The organism is Staphylococcus carnosus (assembly GCF_900458435.1).
Lineage (GTDB): Bacteria > Bacillota > Bacilli > Staphylococcales > Staphylococcaceae > Staphylococcus > Staphylococcus carnosus.
Genome location: NZ_UHCT01000001.1, coordinates 607,732 through 623,096, shown reverse-complemented (window position 1 = coordinate 623,096; position 15,365 = coordinate 607,732). Strand labels below are relative to the sequence as shown.

Here is a 15,365-nt window from a genome sequence, read left to right as displayed (position 1 = left end):
TTTAAAATGAAACTTTTAAAATTTGTTTTGAAATTTTTGATCAAGCTTCCCAATGACTTGCGATTTCTTGCTTTAAAGCATTTTGCAATTTCAATTGTAATACAAAACTCAAGCTAAAAAAATGTATAAACAAAATGAATCGATCAAACACCAATTATCCCCTTTATATTGGGCATGCATCATTACTTTTCGTATTCATTACGATATTCATCGTCAGTTAAAATAGCGTATATCCATACATAAAAACTCATAAAATACAGAAATTAAATTGCATTTGACTTGAAATGACGACCTTGTATAATATTTTACCATGAGTTAACAAAAATCAGAAAATTGTGTTTCACAATTTACAGTTACAAAGAGCAGAATCGTATCTACTACATCTCTCGCTCGTATATAATAGGAGACTTTCGATGGAAAATAAAGAAAGCAGTAAAATTAATCTCTCCCAACTTGTCTTGTTGGGCCTTGGATCATTAATTGGTTCTGGTTGGCTCTTCGGGGCTTGGGAAGCTTCATCTGTCGCAGGTCCAGCGGCAATTATATCTTGGATTATCGGATTTATCGTCATTGGGACCATTGCGTATAACTATATTGAAATTGGGACTATGTTCCCGCAATCAGGCGGAATGAGCAACTACGCCCAATATACACACGGCTCACTACTCGGCTTTATCGCTGCATGGGCTAACTGGGTATCACTTGTTACAATCATTCCGATTGAAGCAGTTTCAGCAGTTCAATATATGAGTTCATGGCCTTGGGACTGGGCTAAATTCATGGGGAAATTAATGCATAACGGCACTATCAGTACATTAGGTTTATTCGCTGTATTTGCGATTATCATTATCTTCTCTTTACTGAATTACTGGTCTGTAAAATTATTAACTTCATTCACAAGTTTAATCTCCTTCTTCAAATTAGGAGTACCGACTTTAACGATTATATTATTAGTTATTTCAGGATTTCACCCTGGTAATTATGGACATAGTTTGACGAGTTTCATGCCTTATGGCAGTGCGCCAATTTTTGCGGCTACCACAACATCAGGTATTATCTTCTCATTCAATGCTTTCCAAACAATTATCAATATGGGTTCTGAAATACAACGTCCTGAAAAAAATATCGGGCGCGGTATTGTCATCAGTTTATCTTTGGCAGCAACATTATATGTCATCCTGCAAGTAGTCTTCATTGGTTCTATGCCTGAAGGAATGCTTTCAAAACATGGATGGAGCGGTATTCAATTCAACTCACCATTTGCTGACATGGCAATTCTTTTAAACCTGAACTGGTTAGCAATTCTTTTATACATTGAAGCCGTTGTGTCACCTTTTGGTACAGGTGTTTCTTTCGTAGCCGTTACAGGTCGTGTTTTACGTGCGATGGAAAAAAATGGTCATATTCCAAAATTCTTAGGGAAAATTAATGAAACGTATAATATCCCGCGTGTTGCTATTATTTTCAATGCAATTATCAGTATGGTCATGGTCTCTCTTTTCCGTTCTTGGGGTACACTTGCCAGTGTTATTTCAACAGCGACACTTGTTGCCTATCTAACTGGTCCAACAACCGTTATTGCATTACGTAAAATGGCACCAAGCATGCATCGTCCATTTAGAGCCAATCTTTTGAAAGTCATGGCACCACTTTCATTTGTACTTGCCTCTTTAGCTATTTACTGGGCAATGTGGCCGACAACAGCTGAAGTTATTTTGATTATCATCTTAGGATTGCCGATTTATTTCTTCTACGAATATAAAATGAATTGGAAGAATACGAAAAAACAAATCGGCGGCAGTTTATGGATTATTATTTACTTATTAGTATTAGCATTGCTATCCTTTATCGGCAGTAAAGAGTTCAAAGGTATGAACTTCATACATTATCCATATGACTTCCTTGTGATTACGATTGTAGCTTTAGCCTTTTACAAACTTGGTACAACAAGCTACTTTGAAAGCATTTACTTCAAACGTGCTAAACGTATCAACACAAAAATGAACAAAGACATGACAGACCGTTTGAATAATGAATCAGACGATTCAAATCAAGCCGTTGAAACAAAATAAGAAATAGTACATAAGGCGGGATTCCAATCTCGTCTTATTTTTATTGAAAAAATTTGTGTCTCAAAGAACGGTAGACTATAGTTAAATCAAAAGGGGATGAACAATATGGATACGATTATACGTGAAACTGTTGCTGGAACTGTTAAAGGAACAGCACAAGATCGATTAGAAATATATTACGGTATTCCTTATGCTGAACCGCCTATTGAAACAAACCGCTTCAAACATGCAAAATTAAAAACACAATGGGATAACAACAACTTAGATGCAACTTCATTCGGCCCCATTCCTCTTCAACCTTACAATAAACTTGAAACTTTCTTTTCTACACATAACCAAGATTTCGAACAAAACGAAGACTGTCTTTATTTAAATATCTACAAACCGATATCTGCTGAACACAGTGAAACACTTCCAGTCATCATCTGGTTTTATGGCGGCGGATTCCTTAATGGTCATGGCTCTGCTGAGCTATATCAACCGCAGCACCTTGCTGAAACTGCACATGCTATTGTAATTACATTTAATTATCGTCTTGGCGCATTAGGTTATACAAACTGGCACTTACTTAACGAAGATTATGATATGAACTGCGGACTTTCTGATCAGCTTACTGTACTTAAATGGGTACAATACTTTATCCCGGATTTTGACGGTGATAAAGATAATGTGACTTTAATGGGACAATCTGCAGGTGCGATGAGTATTCAAGCTTTGATGCATCTCAATGAAGCTGAACACCTTTTCCACAAAGTTATTTTAAGCAGCGGTACTCTCAATTTTGATTCAATTGATAACAGCAGAGTCAATGCCTATCGTTTCAAAATAATGTCGATGCTGCAATATAATCAATCATTTGAAACTTTAACGAGGCCTCAAATGATGAAAATAATGGATAAAGATTTGGAAGATCGCAAACCTTCGAAAGGACTTGAACTTTTCTATCGTCCTATTTTCAACCCTGACACGATGTCAGAAAGAATTCTTGGTGATAAACCTGTTTTAGCAGGCTATACGGCTCGTGAAGGTGATATTTATATTCGCGGCAGATTTCATAAACTTAAACCTAAACGTTTTATGGAAGTTGCAGAATTCAATGATATCAATATTGATACACAACTGTTCAATATCAAAAAGCATGATGGACAAGCCGCAGCAATTACAGAATATTATTTTAAACAACCCTTGCTCGATTGGCTGAATCACTATCCTGGTTCAAATAAATGGCTATATCGCTTTGATTGGTCTAATCTTTCATCTAAAGATTTCAAATCGCCCTACCATATTCTTGACGTTATTTTCTGGCTCGGGCATCTCGATATTTTATCAGCACATAGTGCACCTGGTGATGGAGAAACGCTTGAACTAGAAAATGAGATGCAAGAAACCGTAGGCAAATTTATAAGAAACGGTGAATGCAGTTGGAAACCTTATACTCAATATGATGCTTCACCCCACATTTTTAAATAACTATCCCTCTATAAATAGACGTAAAAAAAAGCGCTCAATCTCTAAGGATTAAGCGCTTTTAGTATTCACAGCACTTTTTGCTGGTGTATGTCGTACTTTTTTCAAGAATAAGATAATGATAAAGATGATAAATCCAAGTATGCTTGAACTATATGTTACAGCATTAATTCCGATATGCGACACAATCAAACCACCGATCATACCGCCTGCAGCAATTCCTGCATTCAAGCTGGACATATTCCAGCTCAGTACTTGACTTGCATCTCCTTGAACATGTTCAATAATGCCGCTTTGTACAGCAGGATTAGTGCTCCATTGCATTATATTCCAAATAAAGATGATAATGATAAGCATCCAAGATGCAGACAAGAAAAAGTTAATGACTGCTAATGCGACAGAAAATGTTATTGTCGCTGTTAAAAGCCAAGTTTTACTTGACCATTTATCAGCCAAGAAACCACCCATTGATGTTCCTAATGTCCCTGCAATACCATTAATTAATAATACAAATGATACAAATTTCAAGTCGTGTCCATTAGACAGCATTAATGGATTAATATATACGAATGTAATGGAGTTCGCTGTAAGAAATAAGAAAGTTATTGTTAAATACTTCATCACTTCTTTGCGATTCAAAATTTTAGATTGCGGCGTCTGTCCGTTCTCTTGCCCTTCTGAGACAAATGAGAGTTCTGATGGAGTTGGCAAGTATCTTATCATTAAGCCGGCTGCTAATACACTAATGACAATGATGAATACGAAGGTAGCACGCCAACCTAACCAACCGCCGAGTATTGTTCCGATTGGTACACCTAATACATTAGCACCGCTGAATCCTGAATAAACAATTCCAATCATTTTCCCTCTATGTTCAGGTGCAGTCAGCATCGCAGTCAACGCTAATACTTTCACAATAATTAATGCAGCTGCTGCAGATGAAATAATTCGTCCGATTATTAAAGTTGCAAAATTCGGTGACACCACAATCATAGCATTACCTAACACAAACACTACAATCGTCCATAACAAAACTGATTTGGCATTAAATCGATTCGTTATTTTAACTAATATCGGTCCGCATACTGCAAAAGTCACAGCATATAATGTTACCAATTGACCAATCCATGCTTCAGAAACATGCAAATCATGGCTCATTAAATTCATAATTCCAGCAACCATCATTTCCACCATTCCAACAATAAAGACGCTGATAATAAAGGTTACAATACGCATGAATGACATGGCCTTTCACTCCTTTCATTTTAATATTATTTTGTAAATTCAACCTATCTATTATAATTGAAATTTGCAAAGAATGTAAGGTGTGTATCATAATTCATTTGTTTTCAAACATAGAAAAACTGGGAAAACGGGATGCAGAATAAACTATCCTGCATTTCCGAATCCCAGTATTTTAATGTATTTATTCTTCATTTTCATCTAACATGCTGCCGATTAATTGGTCGCGATTGTTAAAGAATTGTTTGTAACTTAAATATGTTGCGATTAATGCTGACATGATTGTTGCAGTTGTATGGATGAAAACAACAAGCAATTGGAATTTGATGGCTTGAAGCGGATCCACACCACTGATAATCAATCCTGACATCATACCTGGAATAGAAACTAAACCATATGTTTTAACTGAATCGATTGTTGGCACAATAGCGAGTTTAATGCTTTCTTGAACAGCTGATTTTGAAGCAAGTTTCGGTGAAGCCCCTAATGAAAGCTTGCATTCGATTGTACCGTACTCTCTTACAAATGAACGGTCTAAGTTTTGATATGCTAAGTTGATAGCGATTAAACCATTATTTGCCAGCATACCTGCGATTGGAATTAATTCATTCCCTGTAAACTTGATTGCTCCTGCTGCCACAATAACAATTAATGGCAATGCAGTACCTATGAATATTGCTATGAAAGAAATCCAGAATACATTGTGCATGATTTTAGAAGCACGGCCGATTGTATTCCAAGATGCGTTAACTATAATCACTAACACGAAAAGAATTAATATCCATGGTGAATTCAAGTCAAAAATAAAATGTAATATAAAACCAAGAATCACTAATTGAATGACTGCTCTGATTGAAGCAACAATTAATTCTTTAGCAATATGCAATTTCTCTTTAATAGAGATGGCGATTGGAATAATCAAGAGCATTGCCGAAATACATAGAGCTGTTGTACTCATACATCAATGTCCCCCTTATTATCCTTATTAATTTTGCCATCGACAATATCAATACGGCGATCAAAGTTGGACATGCTTTGGTCATAACTATGTGTAATCCACATTACCGAAACGCCTTCATCTTTGGCTAAGCTGAAAATCGCATCTTCTGCTTTTTCCGTGTTGTCTGCATCCAGTGCACTCGTTGCTTCATCCAGAAGCAGAACATCTGGTATGTACATCAATTGACGAGCCAGACAAATACGTTGGCGCTCTCCCCCTGATAAAAATTCTACATTCGTATCAAGCTTATAATCACCTAATCCGAAACTAGCTAATAATTTCTTAGCACGTGCTGAATCAAATTTGTCATTTCGAGCCAGTGCGGGAAATGCTAGGTTTTCACCTATTGTCGTATCGAATAATTCTGTTGATTGCGGCATATAACTGATTTGTCGGCGCAACGATTCTGGTTGGTAGTCTTTATAAGCTTTTCCTTTATAAAATAATTCTCCATCAGTCGGACTGATTAAATTATTTAATAAATGAAAGAGTGTGCTTTTACCGCTTCCAGATGGTCCCACCACAGCTATTTTTTCACCATCTTTAACTGTTAAATCAATGTGGTCAATAATCAGACGTTTATCTACTTTATAGCAGACGTCTTTTAATTCTAATATAGTAGTCATCGTTTCTGCCCCTTTTCTAGTACATTGGAAAAGTGTATTAACACAATACCTATCTATTCCCTTTCCTATCCAATTTAACATATTTAGATTTTGAAAAATATGACAATTTAGAGCACATCAGTTTAATGAAACAGTTGTTGATAGATGATAGTTAATACAACTACACTATTGTTGAGAATATGCAGCATGCTGGAGACCACTAAATTTTTCCCTGACTTAAAGTAGACAAATACTATAAAGAAACCGGCATATAAATAAGGAATAAATTCAAAAGGCGACGAACCCGCATGCAAGTGTAACACCGCAAAAAACAGTGTTGATAAAATAGCTGCTCCGATATAGGTAATCTTCTTACCCAATTCATGTATCAATACATGACGAAAAATTAATTCTTCGGCAATCGGTTCCAGTATCCCAGTAGTTAAAAAGAGTACTGGCCACAACCATGGTGTATTAAATTGTTCAATAATCATTGTTTGATTTTGTGATTCTTCGAATTGATAGTGTTTCGGCAAAAATTGCAAAGCATAGGAGTAAGCGTGATCTACAATCAAGTAGACTATATAGGTAATAATAACGAGCCAGATATAGGCTTTCGCTTGCTTAATCCGTTCAAGGACAATCGGAATGATATAGTGTTGGTGCATCTTATAAAAAATATAAAATAACAACGAAAAACTAATAATGTCGCCAAAACTGCTCGCAATTGCATTACCGTTATGTGGAATTTTCATGTGGAATGTTTCTATGACAATCAGGCCAATGCCCAATACAATAATTTGGCCAACGTTAAGCAATAGAAAATACAATGGAATCAGCCCAAAGTCTCGTTTCATGACTTTCGGAGAATCGAATGGGTTATTTATCATGATGTTCACCTCTTGATGTAAATTTCAATAATTATACCATAGGTAATATTATTGTTTTTTAATTTTGTGTTGCGAAACTTTATAATACCCAAAAACAAGACTGCTGACACCTCTAATTTAGATATCAGCAGTTATTTTTTAATTAAGATATTGAACTATAATCGAAATGAACCCTATTAAATTAATCAGCATATGCAGCGAGATAGAGACCGCTAAGTTTTCACCTGATTTCATATAAACATAGACTAATGCAATTGCCATGATGAGATATACCCCATATTCAAATGGTGAATGGGCACTCATCACGTGTACAAAAGCAAAGACTAACGCTGAAATTACTGCACCTGTAATAAAACCAATCTTTTTACCAAGTTCATGAATAATAAGATGACGAAAAAGCAATTCTTCCACAAATGGTGTTAATATCACAATATCTATAAATAAAACTGGCCAAGCCATTGGATTATCAAACATTTTTAATATAAGCATCTGGTTTTGTGTCTCGGTAAATTGGTAAGCTTTTGGCAATAATCTCATTAACGCATCGTAACCAGCTGTTACTACCATCATTGAAATATAAGCCAAAATAACTATCAATATGTATTTCTTTGCTTGCGAGAACCTTTTAAGAGCAAGTGGAATAAGATACTTACGATGCATTAAATAGAATATAAATAATAAAATCAGTTCGCCTAAAACAGTACCAATTGTCAAAATAAAAGATTGTGTCGTTTTAGAAATATGAGAATGTATAGATGATTCATACATCCATACCGGTAAAATTAATAAGAACGGCACGATATTTAAAAGAACAATATACAGCGGTATCAGCCAAAAATCTCGCTTCATGATTTTAGTTGAGTCAAATGGATCGTTAGACAACGGCTGCTTTATATGTTCTTTATTTGTAAATTGATCCGACATGTTTTCACCTCTATTATCAAATGAGCATGAATTTTTTCGTTTCAGAGAAATAATCATACTTATGTATACTTCGAAGTCAAATTATACCATATAAACAAAAGTACAATATTAACAGTCTGTTATGATGCTTTAAAAAACGATTAAAAAAACTGCAGAATATCATTTTCCAATAATTTACTGCAGTTTTAATATTTTATTAATCATTGTCTTTCAACGGTTTCTTTTCCTCAAATCCAGCTTTTTTCATTGCACGTTCTACATCTTTCACATTGACATAATCTTCGCCTTTTGCCGGACCGGTAATACCTAATTTTTTAGTCATTTTTTTCACATTGCCAGTTTCATAATCAATATCCACTTTTTGAATCGCTTTGTCTTTTTTAATTTCTTTTTTATAAGTAACACCTTCAACGCCTTTAAATATCTTTTCTTGTTTGTTTAAAATTTTCTTAGCATCTGATTTGGAAACGCCATTCGTATCGTAATCTATTGTCATGATACTTGATTGTTTAATTACTTTATCACCTTTATAAGTGAGTGTAGTAATAACTTCTGCTCCTTGAAGGTCTCCTTCATAGGTTTTCGATTGTTCTTTATCGCACGCTGCCAGTAAGAAAATACCAGCTATCAACATTGCTATTGCAAGGATGCTTCGCTTCATGTCCGCTAACCTCTTTCTCAATTTTAATTATATACATGTATTATATCATCATTGATGTAAATAAACTTTTATAACCTCACTATTTATATCTCAATTTTTAAAATCAACCAATTATTTTTCTCAGTAAAAAGTGCATTAATGTCTAATTTTAGTCTATACAAATAATGTGCAAACTTGCACTTTGTGATAAAATTAAAGTGAAGTAAAGATGTGATTTCCTCTTGTCGCACAAGGCATTAAGCGATTACATTTTTCCAAAGAAGGAGTTAGAAAACTATGATATTTCCGGCAAAGAAATTTTTCAATCGCATGCTAGCTCCTTCCAAGCAATCTGAGGGGGTTATTATGAAACGCATTGGTTTAATTGACATCGGTTCCAACACCATCAGACTTGTTGTCTTTGAATATGATAAAGAAACAGGTCTTTCAGAAATACAAAATATTAAAACACCAGCACGACTTAGTCAATATTTAGAAGATGATTTGACTATGAATCAAGAAGGAATTGATGTATTAATTGATTCCTTAGAGAGTTTTAAAAAAGTAGCGGATGCATATAAAGTAGATGAACTGCATCCAATTGCAACTGCGGCAATTCGTCAATCGAAAAACCGTGATGATATTTTAAAACAAACTAAGAAAAAACTGGGTATTAAAATCTCAATAGTACCTGAATTAGATGAAGCTTTCTATGGTTTTTATGCCATCATCAACTCTACTGATATCGAAAATGGATTATCTGTAGATATTGGCGGCGGATCTACTGAAGTTACATTATTTAAAGATAAAGAACTTATCCATTCACACAGCTTCCCATTTGGTGTTGTTACATTAACACGTAAATTTTTTGGGGATGCGGCGCATGATGATAAGGATGCTATTAAAAAAATGCAGAAATTCTTGGAGAAAGAATTCAGTTCATTGAGTTGGATTAATAATCAAGAAGTAGCATTAGTCGGCGTAGGCGGTTCTGCACGTAATACTGCTCGAATTCATCAATCTGAAGTATCTTATCCTATTGGCGGCGTACATTGCTATTCAATGACAGGAAAAGACTTAGACCAAGTATTCAATCTTATCAAAGACAGTTCTCGTGATGAATTAACTAATTTGGATGGGTTAAGCCGAGATCGTGTTGATATTATTTTACCTGCTGTTGCTGTCTTCAAAGCATTATTCAAGCAAGTGGAAGCAACACAATTTACGTTTTCTAGAAAAGGTTTGCGTGAAGGTTATGTGATGCACCATCTAAATGAAAAGTATCCAGATGCCTTTGATCGTTTCAATGTTCAAGATCGTGCACTTTTCCAATTATCAAATGCCTATAAACATGAACAAAGTGGTGCACAACAGCGCGTTGTACTTGCACGCGACTTGCTCGAACAACTGACAGCAATAGATAAAATTGCATTATCAGATAAGGAAAAACGACTATTTGAACAAGCTGCCTATGTTTATTATTTAGGACGATTTATTGATTCAGATTCAGGATCTCAACATACTTATTACATCATTTCCAATTCAATGATTGACGGTTTTAATCATCACGACCGTGTTAAGCTCGCAATGATGGCAAGCTTTAAAAATAAAACATTATTAAAATTCTACAATAATGAAACTGGCTGGCTCGATAGTGATGAACTAAGCGATTTACAATCATTAGGCGGTATCATTAAATTTATTGATGCTTTAAATGTTTCCCATACAAATCCTGTTAAACGCGTTGAACTTGAAAAGAAAGATAAAGATAACTATATTCTCAATGCATATCATACAGGCAATCCAATTGCTGAAGAATATCAAGCGAATCGACAAAAGAAACATTTAGAGAAAGTTTTAAAATCAAAAGTATCCATTAACTTTACAAAATCTTAACATTTCTATGTTAATGTACTAATGGATGTATATGAAAAAAATTGAACATAAGCACAAACATTTCGTTTTTACATTAAATTGTATTTCATCATCCGTCGAACTATTAAATTTTAAACAATTAACATCTTAGAACATACAACAACGATAATTATCATTTAATTTTCTTTAAATTAATATACAAACAGTCTATTTATTTACCGTGGGGTGGCCATTATGCAAAATCAAGTCGTCGAAAAAGACATCAACAAACCAGAATACTATAACAATCGAGAGTTAAGCTGGCTCGATTTCAACTATCGTGTATTACAAGAAGCTAGTGACAAAACAAATCCTTTATTGGAACAATTAAATTTCATTGCGATTTTCGCATCTAATTTAGATGAATTTTTCATCGTTCGTGTTGCCGGTTTGCAAGACCAAGTTAAAATGAACTTTAATAAACCGGAAAATAAATCTCAAATGACGCCAAAAGAACAATTAGACGCCATTAAAAAGAAAAACGCAAACTTAGTAGATTTACAATATGAACGTTATAACGAACTTACAAAAGATTTACAAGAATATGATGTCATCACAACAAAACCTGAAAATTTAGATGAAGCGTTACAAGAACAATTAGAACGTGAATTCAGAGACAACATTTTGCCGACTCTTACACCACTCGGCATTGATGCGTACCATCCTTTCCCTAAATTGGTTAATAAAAGTTTAAACATCTTCGTTGAATTAGATACAGATGATTCTATTAATACTGCTATTGTACAAATTCCATCGTTGATTGATCGTTTTATGATTATGAAGCAGGACGGAAAGCAATATGTCTTAATGGTAGAAGATGTAATTGATTACTTTATCGAATATCTTTTCCAAGGTTACGATATTCGTAACACATTTACATTCAGAATCACTAGAAATGCTGATTTGACAATCCATGAAGATGGCGCTGAGGACTTATTAATTGAAATTGAACGTTTCTTAAAAATGCGTAAAAGTGGTTCAGCTGTGCGCCTTGAAGTTGATGCACGTAATGCAAATGAAGCCGATATTCAAGAGTTGAAAGAACAATTAGAAATTCATGATAATGACGTTTATTTTGTAGACGGTCCTTTAGATTTAACAATGCTATTCGGCTTAGTTGGTCGATTAACACCAGAATTAAGTAACTTGCGTTATGACCCTTATACACCGCAAGTCCCTGCTTCACTTGGTTATAATAATATTTTTGATTTAGCATTAAAACGTGATATCTTTTTCCATCACCCATATGAATCATTTGAACCAATTGTAGACTTTATTCGCGAAGCTGCTGAAGACCCGAATACAATCGCAATCAAACAAACGTTATATCGAGTAAGTAAAGATTCCCCTATCATCAAGAGTTTGAAAAATGCTGCTGAAAAAGGCAAACAAGTCACAGTACTTGTAGAATTGAAAGCGCGTTTTGATGAAGAAAACAACGTACACTGGGCACGTATGCTGGAAGATGCCGGATGTCACGTTATCTATGGTATGACACACTTAAAAACACACAGTAAAATCACTTTAGTTGTTAAGCGATTAAAAGGTCAATTAGTTCCATTCGTACATTTAGGTACAGGTAACTATAATGACAAAACAGCTGAAATATACACAGATATGGGTATTATCACTACTGATAAAGGTATTGCTGAAGATGCAATCAACTTCTTCAACTACCTTAGCGGTTATTCATTAAAACCTCATTATAATGAATTGATTGTGGCACCATTTGATATTCGTGACGTATTCGTAGAACGTATCGATACTGAAATTCAAAATCACAAAGAGCATGGTAATGGTCATATCATTATGAAAATGAACTCTTTAACAGATAAAACGATTATCAAGAAATTATTTGAAGCTTCACAAGCAGGCGTTAAGATTCAACTTGTTATTCGTGGTATCTGCTGCTTGAAACCAGGTATTCCTGGCGTAAGTGAGAATATAGAAGTAGTCAGCATTGTAGGTCGTTTCTTAGAACATTCACGTATTTATTATTTCCATAATAATGGCGATGAAAAAATCTATCTATCATCTGCGGATGCAATGACACGTAACATGATTAAACGTGTAGAAATCTTATTCCCTGTGCATAATCAAAAAATTAGAGAACGCTTGTTGAAATTCTTGAATTTACAACTCTCTGATAATCAAAAAGGACGTTATCAAGACAAAAACGGTGTTTATCATTATGTGAACAATAATCAATTGCCGTTGAATTCACAACTCTATATGATGCATGAAGCCATTGAACGTGCAAAATCTATAAAACACGAAACACCTGTTATTGAAAATCGTCCACAAAAACCGTCACGTCCAAGACGAGGTTGGATTTCACGTTTAAAAAATTCATTTAACAGCAATCGCTAAGATAATATTTAATGTTACTATTCACCGACTTGTTAAATCAGGTCGGTGTTTTTATTTTTAAACATTAAAGAAGCTAACCCCAGATATTAGGTCAGCTTCTTGTTTTTATATTCTATTTATTATTTTTCGGGATTCTTATACCAATTTTTCAAGAAGTCATAAAGGACTTCACTATATTGAGCCAACTCTTCCTTCTCTACTTTTTCATCCACACTATGTGCTTCTGTTAAACTTCCGGGTCCATATAAAATAGTAGGTATACCAAAATCAGCTAACCAACCGCCATCTGTTACAGTTGTTGTCATACCAGAAACTAATGGTTCTTTATGAACCGCTTCATGTGCTTTTTCTAACATTGCATAGCCAGGATGCTCAAGCGGTAATGTAAAACTTGGGAAGACTTCACCTTGATCTTCTATCATTGAAGTACCGCCCCATTCAAATTGCAATGGATTATTACGTAACCAGACATCCGCTGCAGCCACCCGATTTAAATAATCCTCAATCTCCGTCACGACTTCATGATAATCCTCATTCGGTAAGAAATGCACCGTCACCCATAAACGGCATTTATCTGCAATGAAAGCTGGGTTACGTCCGCCTTCAATCACTGCCGGGTTAATTGTATTGGCACCAGAAGGCATATCAGGATAAGATTTCATCACAGCCCAGTGCTGTTCCAGTTCTTTCAATGCCGTAATAATTTTGGCCATCTTTTCAATAGCACTTGCACCATACAAACCTCCGCCTGCATGTACCATTTGAGTGCGTGCACCGTCATGTACAGTTTCTTTACTTTGCACCGTAATCCATCCAGTGATGACACCACCTTGGCCAAGTGCTTGATTATCACTTGTATCCATCACTAGTGCCAAATCTGCTTTAGGGCTCATTTCACAAGCATACTTTGTACCTGCTTCACCAACTTCTTCGCCTACTACAGATTGCACTATGATATCTCCTTCAGGATGAATGCCCTCAAGGTTCAAACGTTCCAACACATAAAAAAGTGATGCAACGCCGCCTTTCATATCACTCACGCCGCGTCCATATAGCCAATCATCAACTTCAGTTAACTCAAACGGTTCATATGTCCAATGCTTTGTATCTTCTACATTTGCGACATCAACATGTCCATTTAAAATCAGTTTAGGTGCTTTTGGGTCTTTTCCCTTTAAAACACCGACTACAATACTGTCGTTATCATACATTTTACGGCGTTTTACTTCGAATCCATTATCTTCCAAAAAAGCTTGAATCTCATCTTGTAACGGATCAGTATTACGTGCAGGAGGGCTTTCTGTATTATACTCCACTAATAACTTCAACAAATCAAAATGACGCGCATTCATACCACTAATTCCCTCTCTTTCTAAAAAGTAATATGCTTTGAATTTCTATGTTATGTACTTGCTTTACCCTCTTTTAAAACCAGCCATTACAATATCATGAATCAATGCTTGAGTCCCCATGTATAACCACCATGGTAATGATGACTCAAAACGGTAAAGAAAAGTTTGCAGTTCCGTTCGGCTTATTTTTATAAAGAAGAATGACATTAAAGAATGAGATACCTTTTTAGATAATAGACCCTCAGGTAAAATACGCAATCTTATCCCATCTATAATATCCATTGATTCTGGCTGCATCGCAATTAGCGGACGTTTTAACCCTTTTGCATAGATATTATAGTTTTGCGGTAAACCACGTACTTCTATTAAACCTAATGTCACCTTTTGTAAATATTTTGCATAATCAACCAGCAATTTAGAAACTGAATCTTGAGACTCTACGTTCATCGATTGCAATGAAGAAGCAGCTTCTGTGTGAACGTTGCAATTACTATAAAAATAGGATTTTGGAAGTTCATAATAGGTTGCATTTTCAAATACCGGTTTCTCTTTTTTCATTTTCAATTCTATGATATCGGCAGAGTGACAGAGATTTACAAACTTACTTATTAAACGTCTTAAATCTGAACGCCGACCATGCCATAAACTGCTATTGAACATTTTAGTATGCACGTTAAAAATAATATTATCCGTATCTCTAAGTTGATATTTCCACTCCTCTGCATCCATCCAATCAATAGGTTGATACGTAATATGAGGAAGCGAAATAGTTGGCTGCATTGAAGCATCCACCAATACTGTTAATGATTTTTCTGCTTCTGAAAATGATTGTATAATGGTTTGCGCAATCTGAGAAACACCTTCAGTTAAAACAGTTTTTGTCATCTGT

At 35.0% G+C, this 15,365-nt stretch carries 11 protein-coding genes and 1 pseudogene; 4 read left to right on the top strand and 8 right to left on the bottom strand.

The features are described 5' to 3' along the window. Positions 1–413: 413 nt before the first annotated feature. Together DYE31_RS02665 and DYE31_RS02660 are read left to right on the top strand one after the other, a co-directional pair. Positions 414–2,072 (top strand): APC family permease, encoded by a 1,659-nt coding sequence (locus tag DYE31_RS02665; RefSeq protein ID WP_015901178.1) that lies wholly within the window; start codon positions 414–416, stop codon positions 2,070–2,072. 105 nt (positions 2,073–2,177) lie between these two features. Next, entirely contained in the window at positions 2,178–3,542 is a 1,365-nt protein-coding gene (locus tag DYE31_RS02660; protein WP_015901179.1) for a carboxylesterase family protein, read from the top strand. Positions 3,543–3,590: 48 nt separating this feature from the next. Here the strand turns inward: DYE31_RS02660 and DYE31_RS02655 are convergent, their stop codons facing one another. The 6 genes from DYE31_RS02655 to DYE31_RS02630 form a co-directional block, all read right to left on the bottom strand. Then, positions 3,591–4,784 (bottom strand): MFS transporter, encoded by a 1,194-nt coding sequence (locus tag DYE31_RS02655; RefSeq protein ID WP_015901180.1) that lies wholly within the window; start codon positions 4,782–4,784, stop codon positions 3,591–3,593. A gap of 181 nt (positions 4,785–4,965) precedes the next feature. Further along, positions 4,966–5,739 carry an ABC transporter permease gene (locus tag DYE31_RS02650; protein ID WP_015901181.1) on the bottom strand — a complete coding sequence of 258 codons (774 nt, stop codon included), beginning with the start codon at positions 5,737–5,739 and terminating at the stop codon, positions 4,966–4,968. Further along, the gene (locus DYE31_RS02645; protein WP_015901182.1) at positions 5,736–6,407 is read right to left on the bottom strand and encodes an ABC transporter ATP-binding protein; all 672 of its coding nucleotides are present in this window, start codon (positions 6,405–6,407) and stop codon (positions 5,736–5,738) included. Before DYE31_RS02645 ends, DYE31_RS02650 begins: the two co-directional genes overlap by 4 nt. Positions 6,408–6,529: 122 nt before the next feature. Further along, entirely contained in the window at positions 6,530–7,276 is a 747-nt protein-coding gene (locus DYE31_RS02640; protein WP_015901183.1) for a CPBP family intramembrane glutamic endopeptidase, read from the bottom strand. A gap of 138 nt (positions 7,277–7,414) precedes the next feature. Then, positions 7,415–8,200, bottom strand: coding sequence for a CPBP family intramembrane glutamic endopeptidase (locus tag DYE31_RS02635; RefSeq protein ID WP_015901184.1), 786 nt, complete (start codon positions 8,198–8,200; stop codon positions 7,415–7,417). Positions 8,201–8,396: 196 nt separating this feature from the next. Then, positions 8,397–8,861 carry a DUF1307 domain-containing protein gene (locus tag DYE31_RS02630; RefSeq protein ID WP_015901185.1) on the bottom strand — a complete coding sequence of 155 codons (465 nt, stop codon included), beginning with the start codon at positions 8,859–8,861 and terminating at the stop codon, positions 8,397–8,399. Positions 8,862–9,203: 342 nt separating this feature from the next. Here DYE31_RS02630 and ppx point away from each other — a divergent pair, with 342 nt between their 5' ends. Together ppx and DYE31_RS02620 are read left to right on the top strand one after the other, a co-directional pair. Then, positions 9,204–10,736 (top strand): exopolyphosphatase, encoded by a 1,533-nt coding sequence (gene ppx, locus DYE31_RS02625; RefSeq protein ID WP_041613139.1) that lies wholly within the window; start codon positions 9,204–9,206, stop codon positions 10,734–10,736. A 213-nt stretch (positions 10,737–10,949) separates the two neighbouring features. Beyond that, positions 10,950–13,008: pseudogene (locus DYE31_RS02620) on the top strand (RNA degradosome polyphosphate kinase); the annotation flags it as partial. 235 nt (positions 13,009–13,243) lie between these two features. Here the strand turns inward: DYE31_RS02620 and DYE31_RS02615 are convergent. Both DYE31_RS02615 and DYE31_RS02610 read right to left on the bottom strand, forming a co-directional pair. Then, positions 13,244–14,476 carry an acetylornithine deacetylase gene (locus DYE31_RS02615; RefSeq protein WP_015901188.1) on the bottom strand — a complete coding sequence of 411 codons (1,233 nt, stop codon included), beginning with the start codon at positions 14,474–14,476 and terminating at the stop codon, positions 13,244–13,246. Positions 14,477–14,539: 63 nt separating this feature from the next. Continuing rightward, positions 14,540–15,361, bottom strand: coding sequence for a hypothetical protein (locus DYE31_RS02610; protein ID WP_015901189.1), 822 nt, complete (start codon positions 15,359–15,361; stop codon positions 14,540–14,542). Between the last annotated feature and the right edge of the window lie 4 nt (positions 15,362–15,365).